The following is a 20,224-nucleotide window of genomic DNA, read 5'->3' as shown; positions in this document are numbered from 1 at the left end:
AGCCCGAGCCGGATCGGCGACATCGTCGCCGCAGCACTTCACCTCATCCATTTCGAATACCGATACCTGACCGCCGCTCGCTGAGATCACGTCAGTGGCACTTAATGGATCGACGATACCGCCCGATGTGAACCCACCCATAAGCTGTATAACGGATTGGCCGGCCGAGACTGAAACGTGGTCATCCCCGATGTCCGCAAACTCGCCGAGTTGCGGTGCCTTGAGCGGCTGACCATCTGTGCCGAGGATTTTGGACCGATCTGCGGCAGGCGCCTGCCGGAGCATCCACCAAAGATCTCCAGGTCCCCACGGTGGCAAAAGCGTCACGTTCGGCGTGATGGACTTCGCCTCCTCCCTGAGCGGGACCAGGACCGCGGCTACAACTGAGCTGAGGCCGCCAAAGTCGTTATGTACGAGTCGCCAGTTCTTCATATCGGGCCACGCCGCGACGGCGCCTTCGAAGTCGCCTGCGACCTTGCGTTGGATTGCAGCACGGCTCCTTTGGCTGAACGGCCCATACACGGCGTAGCAGGTCTGCGAGGAAAATCCCCAGCCGTCGCACTTGAAGTCACCATGCCTGCCTACGGGGCGGACGTCGAGAAAGTCATCGCGGTCGACCGCCTTCATGACCTGTTGAAACAGTCGTTGGAATCCAAGGCCACCCTCCCGCCCTACGATCTCTTTGAAGCGCAGTTCACTCCATAAGTTCTGCACCCAATCTGGGACGCCAGTTGCCTCGGTGTTCTCGCCCATGTCCCAGTGATACCGGAATAGTCGTGCGGGTGCATCCAGCTTCACTCCCATGCCGCGATCCGCGTAGCTCAGCCGGCGGGGCGGGAACGCGGACGGGTGCTTGCCCACGCCCCGAAAACTGGCGGGCTCAGGGGCGGGGCAATGCTGTAAGTTCCCGGTGTCTCGTGGTCTAGGGGCCTAGGCCGTGTCCTGCCGATCATCGGAGCCAGATCAAAGCAGCGATGAGCAGTAGTGATGCCCGGTAGATGGCTGCGCGTTTGGCGTAGCGAGTGGCCAGCGCTCGCCATTGTTTGAACCGGTTGAAGCAGCGTTCCACGACGTTTCTCTGCCGGTAGACCTCGCCGTTGAAGGCAGGGCTGTTGCGTTCTCGGTCCTTGACCCGTTGAACAGGGATTTCGTGGGGTGATCGGCCTCTGTGGAGGCAGTGGAAGCGGGTGAAGCCCTCAAGGTGATCATGGAGTTCTTCACGCTGCACGACCACCGAGGAACTCCACCCGCCGATGGCATCATCTCTGATTCGCGCACTGACCGTGACAACCCCCGGCTCCGACACGCCACCATCACCGGTCACCGATAGTGAACACGCCGGGCTCGTCGAGGCCCTGGGCCGGATTCCGGACCCGCAGCGGTCACGGTCGTCGGTCCAGGACCGCGGCAGATACAACTCCCGGTCGATCAACGCCCGCCCACGCCGGGTGTGGTAGGTCAGGAACATTCCGAGCTGGCAGTTGTCGATCTTCCCGGTGGTGCTGGTGTACTGCCGCTGCACGCCCGCGGACGTTCTGCCCTTCTTGATGAATCCGGTCTCGTCGGCGATCAGCACCCCAACCTCGTCACCGATCGCCGCCACGAGCGCGGACCGCACCTGATCGCGGATCTCGTCCCGATCGAAACACGAGCTGACCAGCAAACCCTGCATCTTGTCCGGCGTCGCGTCGTGCATCGCCCGACATCACCGGACGGTGCGTAGTTCTGTGCCACTACGAGCGGGGGCTCATGTTCGCGGCGTCCTCCGGCACGGCCAGGTTCGCTGGGGTTAACGCGGCAAGTTGGCTGGGAAAGCAGGCCTGGTCCCGGTCGGCGGGCAGTTGGCCCGAACCACGGTGGTTTCGTGGTACTGCTGATTGCCGCGCTCGCGGCGGGGCTGCTGGGACTGCGCATCGCCGACACCCCGGCACCCGCGGTCGTCGCCGGCCCCCGACTCGCGAGGACAGAACGTCCTGGCTGAGCGGTGACGAGACTGTCGTTGCCGGTCACGAGGCGAACGCATCATCGGGCGCGCGCCTCGTGGCGACCGGCCGCTCTCGGCCTCCTGCCCATTCTCCGGCGTTTTCAGGACGAAAGATCCTCTGCGTGCAAAGAATGATTTGAACGAACCTCTGCTTTCGTCGTCGCGCCACGTGCGGTGGATGGGCCGGAAGCCCGGGGCGGTCAAGCGTGCGGGCTCAGCGCGTCGTTCGGCGGCGGCACGGCATGCGCCGGAGCCCGTATACGTAAGGGAGCGGTTCTGTGGCGAACTTCCTCTACCAGCTGGGTGCTGTGGCGGCGCGGCGTCGCTGGCTGGTGCTGGTGGCGTGGGTGACGGTGCTGGCCGCGGCCGGCGTGGGTGCGGCGACCCTGTCGAAGCCGACCAGTTCGTCGATCACGATTCCCGGCACCGAGTCGCAGCGTGCCATCGAACTGCTCGCCGAGAAGTTCCCGGGCACCGGCGGGGCCAGCGCCCGGATCGTGGTGGCCGCACCCACCGGGCACGTGCTCACCGAGGCCACCTACACCACTCTCGCCTCCGACGCCCTGACCGCGCTGGCCAAGGCGCCGCAGGTCATCTCGGTCAGCGGGTTCACCGAGTCGACGCTGAGCGCGGACAAGCGGATCGCGTACGCCGATGTCAGCTACGCCGTGGCGGTCGCCGACATCACCGACGAGTCCAAGGAGGCGCTGGAGACGATCGTCGCGCCGGCCCGGGCGGCGGGGTTGCAGGTCGAGTTCTCCGGCGGCGTCATCTCCACCACCGAGGAGGCCGGATCGAGCAGCGAGCTGTACGGCATGATCATCGCCTACTTCGTGCTGGCGCTGACCCTGGGCGGTCTGGTGATCGCCGGGATGCCGCTGCTCAACGCCCTGTTCGGCGTCGGTATCGGGATGCTCGGCATCCAGGTGGTCACCGGGTTCGTCACGCTCAATTCGACCGCGCCGGCTCTCGCGACGATGCTGGGCCTTGCCGTCGGTATCGACTACGCCCTGTTCATCGTGGCCCGGCACCGCCAGCAGGTCCGCGACGGCATGGACGTGCACGAGTCGATTGCCATCGCGAACGGGACTGCGGGCAGTGCCGTGGTCTTCGCCGGCGTCACCGTGGTGATCGCCCTGTGCGGTCTGGCGGTGGCCGGTATCCCGTTCCTGACCGTGATGGGCCTGTGCGCAGCGGCCACCGTCGCGGTCACCGTGCTGCTCGCCATCACGCTCATCCCGGCGATCCTCGGTTTCTCCGGCGCGCGGATCGCCACCAGCCACATCGGGTTCCTGAGCAAGCGCGGCGAGCCGAAGGCCAACCCGTTCGGTCAGCGGTGGGCCCGGATCGCGACGGCCCGGCCCTGGCTGACCGTGATCGCCTGCCTGGCGGTCGTCGGCGCGATGGCGTTCCCGGTGCTGGACATGAACCTCGGGCTGCCCTCGGACGGCACGAAATCCACCGGGACCACCGAACGCCGGGCCTATGACCTGCTCGCCGAAGGCTTCGGCGATGGCTTCAACGCTCCGCTCACGCTCGTCCTGTCCGGTCCCGGCCGCACCGACATGGCGGCCGTCGCCACCAAGGCCGCGGCGGCACTGAGCGGTGACGCGGACATCGCCGTCGCGGTCGCCGCGGCCACCAATAAGGCCGGCGACGTGTCGATCCTGTCGGTCATCCCGAAGTCGGGACCCGACTCGCAGGAGACCAAGGAGCTGGTCAATCGGATCCGGGCAGCCGGCAAGCAGGCCCAGGAAAATGGCATCACCCCTTATGTCACCGGCACCACCGCGTTCAACAACGACGTCTCGGACAAGCTCAGCAGTGCCCTGGCGCCGTTCCTGGTGCTGATCGTCGTCCTCGCTCTGGTGCTGTTGTTGCTGGTGTTCCGGTCGATTCTGGTCCCGGTTAAGGCTGCTGCCGGCTTCCTGCTGTCGCTCGGCGCCTCGATGGGCATGGTCACGTTCGTCTTCCAGCAGGGACACCTGGGCGGGGTGTTCGGCATCGAGGCCACCGGCCCGATCCTGAGCTTCCTGCCGGTCCTGGTGATCGGCATCCTGTTCGGCCTGGCGATGGACTACGAAGTGTTCCTGGTCTCTCGGGTGAAGGAGGCCTTCACCCACCACGGCGACGCCCGGCAGGCGATCAGCGACGGCATGCGGGACAGCGCCCGGGTGGTCACCGCCGCCGGCCTGATCATGACGGCGGTGTTCGCGGCCTTCATCTTCGGCAGCGACGCCACCATCAAGGCCATCGGCTTCTCGCTGGCCATCGGCGTCGTCGTCGACGCCTTCATCGTTCGGATGACCCTGGTGCCGGCGGTCCTGCACCTGCTCGGCCGTAGTGCCTGGTGGCTACCGCAGTGGCTAGGACGGATCCTGCCGAACGTGGACATCGAAGGCGCCGCCCTGGTGCAACCCGCGGCGGGTGGGAGCGCCCACCTGCATCACCACGCCGGCGACATCAGGGACGTCGCCGACGCGAATCGCAGCATCGGACTCGATCCTGCCGCCGCGATGCGGGACCGAACCGCCGAGGAGCCTCACCAGCGGCGTTGACCTGACGTCCCATATTTACGAGTCACGTGTATCGTAATTGTGTGATCGAGGAGAGACCGCAGGGCCGCGGGCGGCCCCGCAGCGAGCAGTCGAGGCGCGCGATCCTGGCGGCCACCCGGGAGCTGATCGCCGAGTCCGGGTTCGAGCAGCTCACCGTCCAGGCGATCGCCGCGCGCGCCGGCAGCGGCCGGCAGACGGTGTACCGCTGGTGGGCGTCGAAGGAGCTCATCGTCGCGGAGTTGGTGACCAGCGGCGAGCTGACCTTGCCCGCGGTGCCGATTCCGGACACCGGTCGTCTCGAGGGCGACCTGACCACCTGGCTCGACACCATCGTGCTCTCCCTGGACGACCCGCAGGCCGGGGTGCTGATGCTGGCTCTGGTGACCGCGGCGTCCGACAACGAGAAGGACGCCCGGCTGCTCTACGAGATGAGCACCGGGCCGTACCACGCCGCGCTTGTCGAGCGGCTCGCTCAGGGAGCGGCGGCCGGCCAGGTGGGTCCACGCGCGGACGTCACAGCGATCGCGGACGCCCTGATCGGGACCGTGCTCTTCCGTGCGCTCACGCCCGGTGCCTGCCCCGCGCCGACCTCCGCGGTCATCCGCACCCTGCTGGGCTGATCTGAGCCCCGAACCACATGAAAGGCAGCACAACCATGACGAACACCGCCGTCATCACCGGAGGAGCCGGTGGCATGGGCCTGGCCACCGCGAAGCTCCTCGGCGCGGATCACCGCGTGGTGATCGCCGACCTCAGCCAGGAGCGCCTGGACGCCGCGGTCGCCGAACTCACCAGCGACGGCATCGAAGCGAGATCAGCGGTGTGTGACATCACCGACCGGGCCTCCGTCGAGAAGCTCCTCGACCACGCGGGAAGTGGCGGCCACCACGTCCGTGCGTTGGTGCACGCTGCCGGCGTCAGCCCGCAGATGGGTTCGGCCGATCTGGTGGCCCGGGTCAACGGCACCGGGACCGTCCATGTGACGCGGGCGTTCCTGGCCCGCGCCGGCGAGGGTGACGTGCTGGTCAACGTCGCCTCGGTCGCCGGTCACCAGCTTCCCCGGATCCTGCTGCCGATCGGCGCGTTCCGGCTGGCCGAGACGGATCCGGCGGGGTTCGAGCGGGCGATCGTCCGGCGGGCCCGGGTCGGGGGGCGCAAGCTGCACTCCGGGATCGCGTACGGGATCAGCAAGGCGTTCGTCCTCTGGTACACCCGCTCGCAGGCGGTCGCCTTCGGCAAGCGCGGCGCCCGCATCGTCTCCGTCTCGCCGGGCAGCTTCGACACCGCGATGGGCCGGCTCGAAGCCGATCACGGTGCCGCCGACCTGCTGAAGGTGTCGGCCATCAAACGGTTCGGCAAGCCGGAGGAGATCGCCGCGGTGCTGGCCTTCTGCGCCGGTACCGCACCGGGTTACCTGACCGGCGTCGACATCCTGGTGGACGGCGGCACCCAGGCCGGCACGGAGTTCAAGAAGCGGCCCGGCGTCACGAACTGAAGAAGCGGTCGCAGAACGCGGTCCAGGCCGCGAGGAAATCGAGGCCTGGGTCGCGGAGCCACTCGATCTCGAGGCCCTGCCAGAACGCGAGCAGTTCGACGGCTGCGGCGGCCGGGTCGGGCTTCCAGCCGAACACCCTGGTCAGCTCGGCCCGGGCCCGGCGGGACCGCTCGGCGAAGTACTCGTGCGCCGGGTGGTCGGCCGACAGGGCCTCGGCGCCGAGGATGTAGTACAGCCGGATGATCGCTGGCTGACTCACGTTGCGTGCGACGATCCGGTCGAGATAGCGGCGGGCCCCGGCCGCAGTCGCCTCGGGCAGGGTCTCCTCGCCGGCGGTGATGAAGTCCTGGGCGTCGCGGTGTTCGAGCACCGCCAGCAGGAGATGGCTCATCGACGGGAAGTAGTGCAGGACGGACTGCTTGCGGATGTCGCAGGCCTCGCCGACATCGGCCAGCGACACCGCGTTGAAACCCGCCGCGCTGATCAGCCGGGTCGCCTCGACGATGATCTGCTCACGGCGCACCTCGGGGCTGAGGCGCACCTTGCGACGGGTTTCTGAGGAAGCGGCCAACGACATCTCAGGACTCCTAACCCCATGGAGTCACGAGACTACCACTCGGTAGATAAAACGGCCTCGGCCAGGATCTCCAGGACATGACGGTACGGCTGCCCGGTGGCCCGGGTCATGCCCAGCTCACACGTCCGGTTCACCGAGGCGTAGGCGTTCGCGGCCGGCTGCTGGCGCAGCGCGGCGGACTCGGCGGCGGTCGCCGAGGCGGTGAGTTCGGGATGTAACAGGCCCCGGTCGCCCGCGAACGCGCAGCACCCCCAGTCCTCCGGCTCGATGACCTGCTCGGCAGCAGCCGCGGCGACGCGCAGCAGCGCCGGGTTGAGGCCCAGCTGCGTCGACGAACAGGTGGGATGCACGACCATCGAGGCCAGCCGCCGTGCCGGTGGCAGGTGCGGCAGCACCTCACGGTCGACGAACGCCACCGCGTCCACGACGGTCAGATTGTCGTCGAGCAGCGTGATCAGGCCTTCGGTGCAGGAGGCGGCGTCGACCACGATCGGCAGCCGCCCGTCGTCGGTGGCTTCTCGCAGGGCCGGGACGACCTGGGCGCGCATGACGGCGTACCCGTCGGTCAGGCCTTTGGATTTCCACGGTGTGGCGCAGCACAGCGAGCTGATCCCGTCCGGGATCCGGATGGCGACACCTGCGGCGTCGCAGAGGGCCAGGAAGGCGTCACGCACGCCGGGCCCGGTTGCGGCCGGGCCGAACATCGTGGAGACGCAGGCGGGGAAGTACACCGCGGCGGGTTCGGCGGCGGCGCGGGGACGGCGGCGGCTTCCGCCGCCGGGAAGTTCGGCAGACCAGGCCGGCACGGTGCCGGCTTTGAGGATCCGCCGGCCTATGGCGGTGGCCGAGGCCGGAAGAGCCGAGGGTGCGGCGGAAGCCACGCTCAGTGCGGTTGAGGCGGCACGGGTGGTGCCGTCCCAGTGCCGGGCAGCGGTGGCCCAGGCGCGTTGTTCGACCCGGCTGTTGTTCTCGGCACGCAACCGGCGGATCAGGTCGCCGGTGTCGATCAGCACCGGGCAGGCGGTCTGGCACATGCCGTCGACGGCGCAGGTGTCGACAGCGTCGTACCCGTAGTCGTCCTCGAGCTCGCGTTGCAGCGCGCTGTCGCCGGCGTCGCGGGCCCGGGCGATCTCGCGGCGCAGCACGATGCGCCGCCGTGGGGTGGTGGTGATGTCCTTGCTCGGGCAGACCGGCTCGCAGTACCCGCACTCCACGCACCGGTCGACCTCGGTCTCGACGGTCGGGGTGGATTTCAGGTTCCGGATGTGGGTGTCCGGGGCGTCGGTGAGCAGGATGCCGGGGTTGAGCAGGCCGTCCGGGTCGAGCAGGTGTTTGACCTCGCGCATCACCGCGTAGATCTCGTCGCCGTACTGGCGGCGGACGAACGGGGCCATGATCCGGCCGGTGCCGTGTTCGGCCTTGAGGGTGCCGCCGTGGCCGAGGACCAGGTCGACCAAGTCGTCGGTGAAGGCCAGGTAGCGCTGGAGCAGTTCGGGCCGGTCGAAGTCCTCGTTGAGCAGGAAGTGGATGTTGCCGTCCTTGGCGTGACCGAAGATCACGCTGCCGGCGTAGCCGTGCTTGTCGAACAGCTCGATCAGGGATTGGCAGGTGGGCAGCAGCCGCTCGACCGGGACGGCGATGTCCTCCAGCAGGGCGGTGGTGCCGGACGGGCGGGCGCCGGTGACAGCGGTGTAGAGGCCCTTGCGGATGTGCCACAGCGCGGCCCGCTCGGCCGGATCACTGCTGAAGACGGCTGCGCTGAGCGGGCCGGAACTCTGCGGGCCGGTGGCTTCGGCCAGACGCACGGCCAGGGCTTCGGCGCTGGGTTCCTGGAATTCGGCGAGCAGCGCGGCGTGCTGGTCGACGGCGAGGCCACGCAGCTCGGGCCCGGCTTTCGGGTCCTGCTGGGCGACGCGCAGGCTGGTGGCGTCGAGCAGTTCGATGGTGGCCAGACCGGCGGCGACCAGGCCGGGCAGCGCCGCGGTCGCCGCCGCCAGGTCCGGGAAGATCAGCAGGCTGGTGGCCGCGTGTGGGCGGATCGGCACGGTCCGGAAGGTGGCCTCGGCGACGAACGCAAGGGTTCCCTCACTGCCGACGACCAGGTGGGTGAGGATGTCGACCGGGTCGGTGTGGTCGAGGAAGGCGTTCACCCCGTACCCCATGGTGTTCTTGATGCGGAACAGGCGTTGGATGGTCGCGGCAGAGGCGGGGTTGTCGCGGATCCGGTCGCGTAAGCGGCCGAGGCCCGCGTGCAATGCGGGTTCGAGAGTGCGCAGCCGTTCGTCGGCGGCGCCGGTGTCGATCACCGTGCCGCTGGGCAGCACGAGGACCGCGGATTCGAGCGTCCGGTAGGTGTTGAACTCGACGCCGCAGGCCATCCCGCTGGAATTGTTGGCGACGACGCCGCCGATGGTGCAGGCCAGTTCGCTGGCCGGGTCGGGTCCGAGTTTGCGGCCGTGCCGGGCGAGGCGGGCGTTGACCGCGCGGACCGTCGCGCCTGGCTGGACCCGCACCCGGTCACCGTCGTCGAGGACTTCGATGGACCGGAAGTGTCGGCGGGTGTCGACCAGGACGCCGTCGGCGGTGGCCTGGCCGGAGAGGCTGGTGCCGCCGGAGCGGAAGGTGAGCGGGATGCGCTGCTCCGTGGCGGCCCGCAGCAACCCGGCGATCTGCGTGGCGTCCCGGGGTGTCACCACCGCCTGCGGGGTGAGCAGGTAGTGCGAGGCGTCGTGGGCGAAGGCAAGCCGGTCGGAGGCGCGGGTGGTGACCGTACCGGGCGCGGCCCGCTCCAGGGCGGCGATCAGGTCAGTGGGACTCACGGCTCACCGCCGAGCCGCTGGAACCGATCAGGAAGTCCAGGTCAGCGCCGGTGTCGGCCTGCGTCACGTGGTCGACGTAGAGGCGCTCCCAGCCGCGTTTCGGATCGGCGAACCCGGCGGCGGTGGCCGCGTCGATCCGACGCTCGGCGAGCTCGGTGGCGGGCACCTCCAGGTCGAGGCGGCGGCCGGCCACATCGAGGGAGATGATGTCGCCGGTCCGGACCAGCGCGAGCGGGCCACCGGCGGCGGCTTCCGGGGCGACATGCAGGACCACCGTGCCGTACGCGGTGCCGCTCATCCGGCCGTCGCAGATCCGCACCATGTCGCGCACGCCCTGTTCGAGCAGTTTGCGGGGCAGCGGCATGTTGGCGACCTCGGGCATGCCGGGATAGCCCTTCGGCCCGCAGCCGCGCAGCACCATGATCGAGTCGGCGTCCACGTCGAGATCGGGGTCGTCGACGCGGGCGTGGAAGTCCTCGATCGAGTCGAAGACCAGGGCGCGGCCGCGGTGCTGCAGCAGGTGCGGTGAGGCGGCGGCCGGTTTGATCAGGGCGCCGTCCGGGGCGAGCGAGCCGCGCAGCACCGCGATGCCGGCCTCGGCGATCAGCGGCTCCTTGCGGGTGCGGATGACCTCCGGGTCCCAGATCGGCGCGTCGTCGAGGTAGTCGACCAGCGGCCGCCCGGTGATGGTCGGTGCGTCCGGGTCGAGCAGGTCACGGACCTCGCGCAGCACGGCCAGCAGGCCGCCGGCGCGATGGAAGTCCTCCATCAGGAACCGCCCCGCGGGCTGAAGATCAACAAGCAGGGGTACGTGTGAGCCGACCCGGTCGATGTCGTCGAGGGTCAGTTCGATGCCCGCCCGGCCGGCGATGGCCAGCAGGTGCACGACGGCGTTGGTCGACCCGCCGATGGCGGCCAGGGCCACTATCGCGTTGTGGAAGGAGCCCCTGGTCAGTAGATTGCTGGGCCGGCGGTCGGCGGCAACCAGGTCCACCGCGAGACGGCCGGTGTCGTGTGCCGCTTCGAGCAGCCGGCTGTCCGGGGCGGGAGTGCCGGCCAGTCCGGGGACGATGGTGCCGAGGGCTTCGGCGACCAGCGCCATGGTGGAGGCGGTGCCCATCGTGTTGCAGTGGCCCTTGCTGCGGATCATCGCGGACTCGGACTTGACGAACGCCTCCTGCGACAGGGTGCCGGCCCGGACCTCCTCGGACAGCCGCCACACGTCGGTGCCACAGCCGAGCGGCACACCGCGGAAGGTGCCGGTGAGCATCGGGCCGCCGGGCACGACGACGGCCGGCAGGTCGGCCGAGGCCGCGGCCATCAACAGCGACGGGATGGTCTTGTCGCAGCCGCCGAGCAGCACGACGCCGTCGATCGGGTTGGCGCGCAGCATCTCCTCGGTGGCCATCGCGGCCATGTTGCGCCACAGCATCGCGGTGGGCCGCACCTGCGTCTCGCCGAGCGAGACGACCGGGAGTTCGAGGGGGATGCCACCGGCCTCGTAGATGCCGTTCTTCACCGATTGGGCCACCTCGGTCAGGTGGGCGTTGCAGGGTGTGAGGTCGGAGGCGGTGTTCGCGATGGCGATCTGCGGCCGGCCGATGAAGGCGGAGCCGGGGACGCCGCGCCGCATCCAGGCCCGGTGGATGTAGGCGTTGCGGTCGTCGCCGGAGTACCACTGGCTGCTGCGAAGTGCGGCCACGAGATCACTTCCAATAATCGGAACGATGGACTAACTTTTGGAATATGCCGAAGCCTACGCGAGATGCTGCCGCCGCGTCACTACCTGATGTCGCCGAGGTTTCCTCCCTGGACGACGCGCGGCTCGTCGGCTCCGACCGGGTGCTCGCCGTCCTCAAGGAGCTGGCCCGGCACCCCGACGGCATAGGCCTGGAAGACCTGACCCGGGTGATCGGCAGCCCGAAACCGACGGTGCACCGCGGTCTCGTCGCGCTGCGTCGCGCCGGGCTCGCCGACCAGAACACCCGCGGTCACTACGTGCTCGGCGACGAGTTCCTGCGGATGGCCTTCGCCCACCACGAGGCCCGCCCGGAACACGTGCGGATCAGGCCGGTTCTCGAAGCGCTCGCCGAGCGCTACGGCGAGACCGTGCACTACGCCGTGCTCGACCACCGGGAGGTCGTCTACCGGGCCAAGACCGACCCGCCGCGCGGCGCGGTCCGGCTCACCTCGACCGTCGGCGGCCGCAACCCCGCCCATCTCACCGCGGTCGGCAAACTCCTGCTTGCACCGCGGCTCACCACCCTCGAAGCGGTTCAGGACTGGATCGGTGACGCCACGCTGGAACGGCGGACGCCGAACTCCCGATGCACCGCGCAGGCGCTGCACGACGACTTCCTGGCGATCCGCGAACGCGGCTTCGCCGTCGACGACCAGGAGAACGAGATCGGCGTGAACTGTCTGGCCGTTCCGGCGTACCTCACCTCGCCGGCCACCCCGTCCGGGGCGGTCAGCGTCAGCGGGCTCACCTACCGGATGCCGCTCGCGTCGCTGGTCGCCGCGGTCGGCGACATCCGTCTCGCCCTCGGCGAGATCGGCGTCCAGCGATGAGCGAGGTGACCGCCGCGACCGTGGAGATCCATCGGCTCGCCGAAGGACCGGTGTGGGACAGCGCCCGGCGACGGCTGCTCTGGGTCGACATCGTCGGCCGTGCGGTGTTCAGCGGCGTCTTCGACGGCGATCAGATCGTGGTCGAGCAGCGCATCGGCTCCGCCGGCATGGTCGGCGCGGTCACCGCCGGCGCCGACGGGGCCCTGCTCGTCGCCGAACAGGAACATCTCGTGCTGGTCCGACCGGACGGCAGCCGATTCGTCGGGCCACGGATCGTGCCGGCCGATCAACGACGGCGGCTCAACGACGGCAAGACCGACCCGGCGGGCCGCTTCCTGGTCGGCACCCTGTCTCTCGACGGCCCCGGCTCCGAGCACGAGACGCTGGTCCGGCTCGAACCGGACGGCGAGATCACCGTCATCGACGACGACCTGACCCTGTCCAACGGGCTGGCCTGGTCCACCGACGGCCGGCGGATGTTCAGCGTCGACACGTTCCGGCGTACCGTCTTCGTCCGCGACTACGAGCGGCTCGGGCCACGGCAGACGTTCGTGAACCTGGACGACGGCTATCCCGACGGCATCGCGATGGACGCCGCCGACCACCTGTGGTTGGCGGTCTGGGGCGCCGGCGAGGTCCGCCGTTACGACCCGCGGGGCGTCTGCGTCGAACGCATCAGCGTGCCCGCGCCGCACACCTCCAGCGTCGCCTTCGCCGGCGACGACCTGCGCCGACTGGTGATCACCAGCGCCACTGACGAACTCACCATCGATCAGCGTCTGCAATTCCCCGACTCCGGGCGGATCTTCACCGTTCGCGTCGACGTTCCCGGCCATCCGGTACCGGCCTGGTCCGGCCGTCCCACCTTCTAGTTTCTGGAGCTCCACTCGTGTACCTGATGCGCATCGGCGCCCCCGGCGCCGAAAAGCCTGTCGCCCGCGTCGACGACACCACCTACGTCGACCTGTCCGACCTCGTCGACGACTTCGACGAGGCGTTCTTCGGCAGCGGCGGTCTCGCCCGGATCGCTCCGGTCGTCGCCGAACGCACCGCCGCCGAGCAGGTCACCGCGTTCGCCGGTGAGCGGATCGGCGCCCCGATCGCCCGGCCGCACCAGATACTCTGCATCGGCCTGAACTACCGTGACCACGCCGCCGAGACAGGCCAGGCCGTGCCGGACGAGCCGATCCTGTTCACCAAATCGCCGAACACCCTGGTCGGCCCGAACGACGACGTGCGCATCCCGCGCGGCTCGACGAAACCGGACTGGGAGATCGAGCTGGGCATCGTCATCGGCCGCCGCACAAGCTATCTGAACTCGGTCGACGAGGCCCGCGATGCCATCGCCGGATACGTCGTGGTCAACGACGTCAGCGAGCGGTACTTCCAGATGGAACGCGGCGGCCAGTGGAGCAAGGGCAAGTCCGCGGAGACCTTCAACCCGGCCGGCCCGTGGCTGGCCACCACCGACGAGATCGGCAACGTGCTCAACTTGGACATGTGGCTCGACCTCAACGGTGAGCGCCGGCAGACCGGCAATACCAAGACGATGATCTTCGACCCGTACTTCATCGTGCACCACCTGAGCCAGTTCATGGTCCTGGAGCCCGGCGACCTGATCAACACGGGCACCCCGCCCGGTGTCGGCATGGGTTTCCGCCCGCAGGTCTGGTTGCAGGCCGGCGACGTCATCGAGCTCGGCATCGAGGGCCTCGGCACCCAGCGGCAGAACGTGATCGGCCCCCGATGAGGGCCTCAGTGCTCAGCGGGCCGGGTGTCTGTTCGGTGCAGGACGTGCCCGCGCCGGCGGCGGCTGGCGGCGAGGTCGTCGTCGACGTCGAACGGGTCGGCGTCTGCGGCACCGACGTCGAGTTCTTCACCGGTGAGATGGCCTATCTGCATGACGGGCACGCCCACTTCCCGATGCAACTCGGCCACGAATGGGCCGGCACCGTCTCTGCCGTCGGCGACGGCGTCGACCCGGGGTGGATCGGACGGCGGGTGATGGGTGACACCATGCTCGGCGACGGCACCTGCCGGCGATGCCTGCGTGGCCATCAGCATGTCTGCGAGTACCGCACCGAGGTCGGCATCCGCGGCGGCCGGCCCGGTGCCCTCGCCGAACAGCTGGCGGTCCCGGCCACCTCGCTGCACGAACTGCCCGACTCCGTCGACGCGGTGCTGGGCGCGCTGGTGGAGCCAGGCGGCAACTCGTGGCGGGCAGCGCAGGCCGCCGACCTGCGCCCGGGTGACCGGGCCCTGATCCTCGGGCCGGGCACGATCGGGCTGCTGACGGCCATGTTCGCCCAGGCCGCGGGTGCCGAGGTGCATCTCATGGGCCGCTCCGAGTCGTCGTTGGCCTTCGCTCGTTCGATCGGCTTCACCAACGCCTGGACCGAGGACGAACTGCCCGACCTGCCGTACGACGCGGTGATCGACGCCTCGAACGCGGCGCCGCTGCCGGCCAAGGCACTGCACCTGGTCGAACCGGCCGGACGGGTCGTCTACATCGGTCTCGCCGGCAGCCCGAGCGAGATCGACACCCGGCGCCTCGCGCTCAAGGACGTCACCGCCGTCGGCATCCTCTCCGCCTCACCGGGCCTGGACGCCACCATCGCGGCGTACGCGAGCGGCGCGGTCGACCCCCGGCCCCTGGTCGCCGCCACCGTCGGTCTCGACCAGGTCGGCGCGGTCCTGGCCGGCAAACCCCTGCCCGGAGCCGGACCCGGCCCGAAAATCCACATCGACCCCCGCCTGTGAGGACCACGACATGAGCGACTTCCAGGGCCTCGTCGCCCTCGTCACCGGCGGGGCCAGCGGCATCGGCGCGGCCACCGCGGCGCTGCTGCTGCAGCGCGGCGCCCGGGTCGCCGTCCTCGACCGCGACACCGCCGGCGCGCCCGAGGGTGTGCTCGCGGTGCCCTGCGACGTGACCGACGCCGACGCCGTCGACCGGGCCGTCGCCAGCGTGGCGGAGCGGCTCGGCTGCCTCGACGTGCTGGTGAACAACGCCGGCATCGGCGCGGCCGGCGACATCAGCGACAACGACGACGCCGAATGGGCCCGGGTCCTGGACGTCAACGTCACCGGGATCGCCCGGGTCAGCCGCGCCGCCCTGCCGTACCTGCGCGCTTCGCCGCACGCCGCGATCGTCAACATGTGCTCGGCGGTGGCGTTCGTCGGCGTACGGCAGCGGGCTCTGTACAGCGCCAGCAAGTCCGCTGTCGTCGGCCTGACCTTGGCGATGGCCGCCGATCACGTCGGCGACGGCATCCGGGTCAACGCGGTCGCGCCGGGCACCGCCGACACCCCGTGGGTCGGCCGGTTGCTCGACGCCGCGCCGGATCCGTCGGCGGCCGCGGAGGCGCTGCGGGCCCGCCAGCCGCTCGGGCGCCTGGTGACCGCCGACGAGATCGCCCACGCGGTGGCCTCGCTGGCGTCGCCGTTGGCCGCGTCCACGACCGCCGCCGTCCTGCGGGTCGACGGCGGGATGACTTCGCTACGAGTGTGAGGCTCTGATGAGCGCTTCCCGGACGGCCGTGGTCACCGGCGGCATGAGCGGACTCGGCGCGGCCGCCGCCGCCCGGCTTGCTGCCGACGGCATCCGTGTCATCACCCTTGATGTCGCGGGCGGCGCCGACCTGCACGTCGACGTCACCGACGAGGCGGCGGTCCAGGCGGCCGCCGCCGGTGCCGGGCCGGTCGACATCCTGGTCAACTCGGCCGGGATCGTCGGGCCCAACCTGCCGCTGTGGGAGATCCCGCTGGACGGGTGGGAACGCACGTTCGCGGTGAACGTGCGTGGCACCTTCAACGCCTGCAAGGCCTTCGTTCCCGGCATGCGCGAACGCGGCTGGGGCCGCATCGTCAACATCGCCAGCATGGCCGGTAAGGACGGCAACCCGGGCATGTCGCCGTACTCGGCGTCGAAGGCCGCCGTCATCGCCCTGACCAAGTCGCTCGGCAAGGAACTCGCGACCAGCGGAGTGCTGGCCAACGTCATCGCTCCGGCGGTCATCGAGACCCCGATGAACGCGGCCACCGGCCCGGACGCGCTCGCGCACATCGCCGGGCTGATCCCGATGAAGCGCCTCGGCCGGGCTGAGGAGGTGGCCGAGCTGATCGCCTGGCTCACCTCCGACAAGGTCAGCTTCTCCACTGGGGCCGTCTACGACATCAGCGGTGGCCGCGCGACCTACTGATGCCCAGGACACCTGAGGTGTCCTGGGCGGTGGGGTTTCAGGAAGTGGCCGGCGCCTTCCACGTCAGTTCGTGGTCGCCGGAACCGGCATGGACCACGCCGTCCGGGGTGTGGATCTCCGCAATGGCGCCGGGCGGGACGGACACTTCGACGTCGACCTGGCCGTCGTGGCGGTGCCACGCGCTGCGCGCCGGACCGTACGGCGTCTCGACGGTGGCCGCCGCGTGTGACAGCTCGGCGATGACCAGGGGCGCGATCTTGATGGTGCGCCACCCGGGTTCGGCGGGGGAGAGCCCGGCGAGGGCCTCGGTGAGCCAGCCGGCCACGCTGCCCAGCGCGTAATGGTTGTGCGACTCCCTGCCGCGGCCGTCGGGGTGATAGCCCTCCCAGGTCTCCCAGACCGTCGTGGCGCCGCGTTCGACCTGGTAGAGCCACGCGGGGTTGGTGGTCTGGAACAACAGCCGGGTCGCCAGGTCGGTCCGGCCGCCCTCGACGAGGACGCCGAGCAGCAGCGGAGTGGACAGGAAACCGGTGTCCAGGTGACCGTCGGCGGTCTCGATCAGGCCGGCCAGCCGGTCGATCGCCGTACGCCGCTGCTCGGGCAGGAGCAGGTCGAAGGCGAGGGCGCGGACGTAGTCGTCCTGGCGGCCGTAGCCGATGCGGCCGTCCGGCTGCACGAACGCGGCCCGCCAGGCGGCGCGGACCCTGGTGGAGAGTTGTTCGAATCGTTCCGCGTCCTCGCGTCGGTCCAAGATCTCGGCGGTACGGGCGAGCAGCCGCGCGGAGTGCGCAAAGTAAGCGGTGGCGATGGCCGCGGGTGGCCGCAACACATTACGCAGCGCGGACTTGGCGACGTTCTCCTGCGGGCGCAGCCACTCGCCGAAATGGAAGCCGGTGTCGAGGATGTAGCGCTCCTGTTTGCGCAGGTCACGCCGGTACACGGCAGCGAGCGGAAAGCCACGGCCGGGATTGCGGGCGGCCCGGGCCATCTGGACGACCCAGGCGCGCATGCTGTCGTACTGCTTCTCCAGCACGACCCGGTCGCCGTAGTACTCGTACAGCGTCCAGGGCAGCATGACGGCCGCGTCGGCCCACCCCGCCGATCGTGACATCGCGCCCAGCAGACGGCGGCCCAGGCCGCGGCTGCCGACAGGCTGTTCGGACGGGATGAACAACGGGACCCGGCCGTCGGATGCCTGTTCCAGGGCCAGATTGCGCAGGTAGCGGCGCAGGTAGGCCTGCGAGTCGGCGAGCATGGTGGCGGTGGGGCCGAACACCTGGATGTCGCCGGTCCAGCCGGAGCGCTCCCGGGTCGGGCAGTCGGTCGGGGTGTCGGTGAAGTTCGACCGCATGCTCCACACGACGTTGGCGTGCAGCTGGTTCAGTCGCGGGTCGGAGCTCTCGAAGATGCCGGTGTACGGCAGATCGGAGGAGAGCACGACGCCCTCGACGTCGGCCGGGTCGATGTCGGTGTCCAAGCCGGTGACCTCGACGTAGCGGAAGCCGTGGATGGTGAACCACGGCTCGTACCATTCGTCGTGGCCACCGAGGACCACGGTTTCCCGCTGGTACCACTTCTTCGGGGAGCTGGCCAGGTTGTAGTCGGTGTCGAGCTCGCCGCCGGGGGTGAGCAGCTCGCTGTGGGTCAGCCGGACGGTCCGGCCGGCGGGTCCGCTGAGCCGGATCCGGGTGACGCCGGTGAAATTCTGGCCGAAGTCGAGGATCTGGGCGCCGGACGGGGCGCGGCTCACGCTCGCCCGCAGCCGCCGGACGTCGTGGACGCGGGGCACCTCTTCGGCGATCAGCGGATGCGCCTGCTCGGGCAGCGGCTCGGCAGGGGCGAACCGGGCGGGCGGGGCCGGGTCGGTGAGCCAGTCGCTGTCGGTGATGCGAAGGTCGGCGCGTTCGCCGTTCTTCGGGTCCGAGCCGGTGATCCGGCCCGGACCGGCGCTCCAGGTGCTATCGGTGCCGGCGGTGACGGTGGTGCCGTCGGCCAGGTCGACGACGATCTGGGCGTAGGCGCCGGTCCGGGTGCCGTAGCTGTTGCGGCTGCCGGTCAGCCCGAGACCGCCGCGGTAGCGGCCGTCACCGACGGCGACGGCGAGGATGTTGTCGCCTCGGGTCAGGGCGCTGGTTACGTCGTAGGTCTGGTACTCGACCGCTTTGTCGAATGGCGTCCACCGGGGTACGAGGGCATGCCCGGTCTGGTCGGCGCCGTTGACGAAGAGCCGGTACCAGCCGAGCGCGCTGACGTAGGCCCGGGCCCGGATCACGTCCGCACCGAGGCCGAGGGCGCCGCGCAGATAGACCACGGCGTCGTCCTGCTTAGACGCGGGCCGGGCGCCGCCGATCCAGGTGGCCTGCCACCGGGCGGGGTCCAGGATCGCGGTCTCGAACCAGGCCGGTTCGCTCCAGTCGCTGGCCGTCTCGGCCGCGCCGGCGAGTGTGCACCAGACGCGTACCCGCCACCAGTACCGGCGCATCGAGGTCAATGGCGCGCCGTCGTATCGGACGCCGAACGGCGACGCGGACCGGACCTGCCCGCTGTCCCACACCAGATCGTGGAACTCGGCGTCGGTGGTGACCTGTACGGCGTACCCGGTCTGCATCACGTCCTGCTGCCCGGTCGGGAGCCGCCAGGCGAACTCGGGGCGGGCGGTGTCCACGCCGAGCGGCAGGTCGAGGGTATTCGTGCGCAGGTGCTCGGCGGTGAGGCCCATGTCAGCGTACCGACTTGATCTTGAAGATGCTGACGGCGCCGACGGAGATGATCACCAGGGACAGCAGGAACACCGGTCGATAGCCGAGTCCGGTCGAGACGATGCCCGACGTGACCAGGGGAGCGAGGACCTGCGGCACGGTGTTGGCGGTGTTCAGGATCCCGAGGTCCTTGCCGCGGGTGTCCTCGGACGGCAGGACCTCCGTCATGAGGGCCGAGTCGACAGACAGGAACGCGCCGAGGCCGAGCCCGGACACCGCCGAGAAGATCACCATCGATGCCGACGTCGGCCAGATCAGTGGGAACAGCACGGCGAGACCGAATAGGGCCGAGGCGAGGAAGATCGGGATCTTGCGGCGGCCGATCCGGTCGGAGACCGGCCCGGCGACCACGGTGCCGAGCGTGATCGTGACGAGGCTGGCGCCTCCGGCGATCGCCACGATGGTGCCGGCGTCATGGTCGGAGAGCCCGATGTAGTCGGTGAGCAGGTACAGCATGAAGTTCTGGATCATGAACAGGCCGAGCAGTAGCAGGAAGCGCCCGGCGAAGGCCCAGTAGAAGTCCGGTGCGCCGGACGGGAACCGGAACGCGTCGAGCAGCCCGCTCAGGTCGAGTTTGGCCCGCGGCTGATCGGTGCTCGGAAAATCGGGTGCGATCAGCACGAACGGCAACGCCATCACGAGCAGGGCGATCGCCAGGATCGGGAAGAGCGGGTCCGGGTCGCTGATGAAGCGCGACGCGGCGATCGACCCGATCGCGCCGGCGATCACCTGGGCGCCACCGTAGATCGCCGAGGCGGTGCCGCGCCGGTCGGCCGGGATCCGGTCCGGGAAGATCGCCAGGGCGGCCGCGGGCAGGGCGTTGAACAGCAGACAGTAGGCGATCCAGACCGCGAAGAACGATCCGATCGACTGCGTGAGCGGCATCAGGGCCAGCATCGCGGCGCCGGCGACCGCACCGACGACGATCAACGGGGTACGGCGCCCCCACCGGGTACGGGTCAGATCCGACAGGGCGCCCCAGACGAAGAGCGCGATCGTCGTGGCCACCGCGCTGAGTGCGGTGCCGACACCGAGCAGGAACACTTTGTCGTCGGGGGCCAGAACGGCGATCTTCGCGGCGGCCAGGACGCCGCCGAGCGCGCTGTTGGCGAACACCCAGCCGAAGCCGAGCAGGAACAGGCCGTAGCCGAGGCGGCGCTGGCTGACCCGGGAGCGGACGGTGGACTCGGCGGTGACCGGGTCGTCGAGGACGGTGGGCTGGGCCAGGGGTTCGGGCAGCTCGGCGGACATATGGGCCA

General features: G+C 69.8%; 16 protein-coding genes and 1 pseudogene. 9 read left to right on the top strand and 8 right to left on the bottom strand.

Going from position 1 to position 20,224, the window contains the following annotated elements:
• The 3 genes and pseudogenes from WH85_RS51070 to WH85_RS53415 form a co-directional block, all read right to left on the bottom strand.
• Positions 1-804: hypothetical protein (locus WH85_RS51070; protein WP_211275570.1), on the bottom strand; the 804-nt coding region annotated here is incomplete at its 3' end.
• Positions 805-949: 145 nt separating this feature from the next.
• Entirely contained in the window at positions 950-1,228 is a 279-nt protein-coding gene (locus WH85_RS53890; protein ID WP_281179127.1) for a transposase, read from the bottom strand.
• A gap of 138 nt (positions 1,229-1,366) precedes the next feature.
• Positions 1,367-1,690, bottom strand: a pseudogene (locus WH85_RS53415) (transposase); the annotation flags it as partial.
• Positions 1,691-2,262: 572 nt separating this feature from the next.
• On the opposite strand from WH85_RS53415, the gene WH85_RS37565 reads away from it, so the two are divergent.
• From WH85_RS37565 to WH85_RS37555, 3 genes are read left to right on the top strand one after another with little or no spacing between them, the layout of a single operon-like run.
• Positions 2,263-4,542, top strand: a complete 2,280-nt coding sequence (locus WH85_RS37565; RefSeq protein ID WP_063775580.1) for an MMPL family transporter — start codon at positions 2,263-2,265, stop codon at positions 4,540-4,542.
• Positions 4,543-4,583: 41 nt separating this feature from the next.
• Positions 4,584-5,162, top strand: coding sequence for a TetR/AcrR family transcriptional regulator (locus WH85_RS37560; protein WP_045746895.1), 579 nt, complete (start codon positions 4,584-4,586; stop codon positions 5,160-5,162).
• Positions 5,163-5,197: 35 nt separating this feature from the next.
• Positions 5,198-6,037 carry an SDR family NAD(P)-dependent oxidoreductase gene (locus WH85_RS37555; protein ID WP_045746894.1) on the top strand — a complete coding sequence of 280 codons (840 nt, stop codon included), beginning with the start codon at positions 5,198-5,200 and terminating at the stop codon, positions 6,035-6,037.
• Here WH85_RS37555 and WH85_RS37550 read toward each other — a convergent pair.
• From WH85_RS37550 to WH85_RS37540, 3 genes are read right to left on the bottom strand one after another with little or no spacing between them, the layout of a single operon-like run.
• On the bottom strand, positions 6,027-6,614 hold the full coding sequence (locus WH85_RS37550) for a TetR/AcrR family transcriptional regulator (protein ID WP_045746893.1): 588 nt from the start codon (positions 6,612-6,614) through the stop codon (positions 6,027-6,029). The two genes, WH85_RS37555 and WH85_RS37550, sit on opposite strands and share 11 nt — an antisense overlap.
• Positions 6,615-6,646: 32 nt before the next feature.
• Positions 6,647-9,433, bottom strand: a complete 2,787-nt coding sequence (locus tag WH85_RS37545; RefSeq protein WP_045746892.1) for an FAD-binding and (Fe-S)-binding domain-containing protein — start codon at positions 9,431-9,433, stop codon at positions 6,647-6,649.
• On the bottom strand, positions 9,420-11,135 hold the full coding sequence (locus WH85_RS37540) for an IlvD/Edd family dehydratase (RefSeq protein WP_045746891.1): 1,716 nt from the start codon (positions 11,133-11,135) through the stop codon (positions 9,420-9,422). Before WH85_RS37540 ends, WH85_RS37545 begins: the two co-directional genes overlap by 14 nt.
• A gap of 44 nt (positions 11,136-11,179) precedes the next feature.
• Here WH85_RS37540 and WH85_RS37535 point away from each other — a divergent pair, with 44 nt between their 5' ends.
• Genes WH85_RS37535 through WH85_RS37510 form a run of 6 tightly spaced genes read left to right on the top strand, consistent with a single transcriptional unit; the run spans position 11,180 to position 16,206 of the window.
• Positions 11,180-12,004, top strand: coding sequence for an IclR family transcriptional regulator (locus tag WH85_RS37535; RefSeq protein WP_083449556.1), 825 nt, complete (start codon positions 11,180-11,182; stop codon positions 12,002-12,004).
• Complete coding sequence (locus tag WH85_RS37530; RefSeq protein WP_045746890.1) at positions 12,001-12,876, top strand: SMP-30/gluconolactonase/LRE family protein; 876 nt, start codon at positions 12,001-12,003, stop codon at positions 12,874-12,876. The genes WH85_RS37535 and WH85_RS37530 overlap by 4 nt, the downstream gene beginning before the upstream one ends.
• A 26-nt stretch (positions 12,877-12,902) precedes the next feature.
• Positions 12,903-13,754, top strand: coding sequence for a fumarylacetoacetate hydrolase family protein (locus WH85_RS37525; protein WP_281179126.1), 852 nt, complete (start codon positions 12,903-12,905; stop codon positions 13,752-13,754).
• Positions 13,751-14,764: a zinc-dependent alcohol dehydrogenase gene (locus WH85_RS37520; protein WP_045746888.1), complete on the top strand. Its 1,014-nt coding sequence runs from the start codon at positions 13,751-13,753 to the stop codon at positions 14,762-14,764. Before WH85_RS37525 ends, WH85_RS37520 begins: the two co-directional genes overlap by 4 nt.
• 10 nt (positions 14,765-14,774) lie before the next feature.
• The gene (locus tag WH85_RS37515; RefSeq protein ID WP_045746887.1) at positions 14,775-15,515 is read left to right on the top strand and encodes an SDR family NAD(P)-dependent oxidoreductase; all 741 of its coding nucleotides are present in this window, start codon (positions 14,775-14,777) and stop codon (positions 15,513-15,515) included.
• A gap of 7 nt (positions 15,516-15,522) precedes the next feature.
• On the top strand, positions 15,523-16,206 hold the full coding sequence (locus tag WH85_RS37510; RefSeq protein ID WP_045746886.1) for an SDR family NAD(P)-dependent oxidoreductase: 684 nt from the start codon (positions 15,523-15,525) through the stop codon (positions 16,204-16,206).
• A gap of 37 nt (positions 16,207-16,243) precedes the next feature.
• On the opposite strand, the gene WH85_RS37505 is transcribed toward WH85_RS37510, so the two are convergent.
• Both WH85_RS37505 and WH85_RS37500 read right to left on the bottom strand, forming a co-directional pair.
• A complete protein-coding gene (locus tag WH85_RS37505) occupies positions 16,244-18,925 on the bottom strand; it encodes an alpha-L-rhamnosidase (protein WP_045746885.1) in 2,682 nt (893 codons plus the stop codon).
• Position 18,926: 1 nt separating this feature from the next.
• Entirely contained in the window at positions 18,927-20,216 is a 1,290-nt protein-coding gene (locus tag WH85_RS37500; RefSeq protein WP_045746884.1) for an MFS transporter, read from the bottom strand.
• Positions 20,217-20,224 lie beyond the last annotated feature (8 nt).

The sequence above is a fragment of the Actinoplanes rectilineatus genome (genome assembly GCF_000962825.1).
Classification (GTDB): Bacteria; Actinomycetota; Actinomycetes; order Mycobacteriales; family Micromonosporaceae; genus Actinoplanes; species Actinoplanes rectilineatus.
This window is presented reverse-complemented; position numbering and strand designations above follow the sequence as displayed.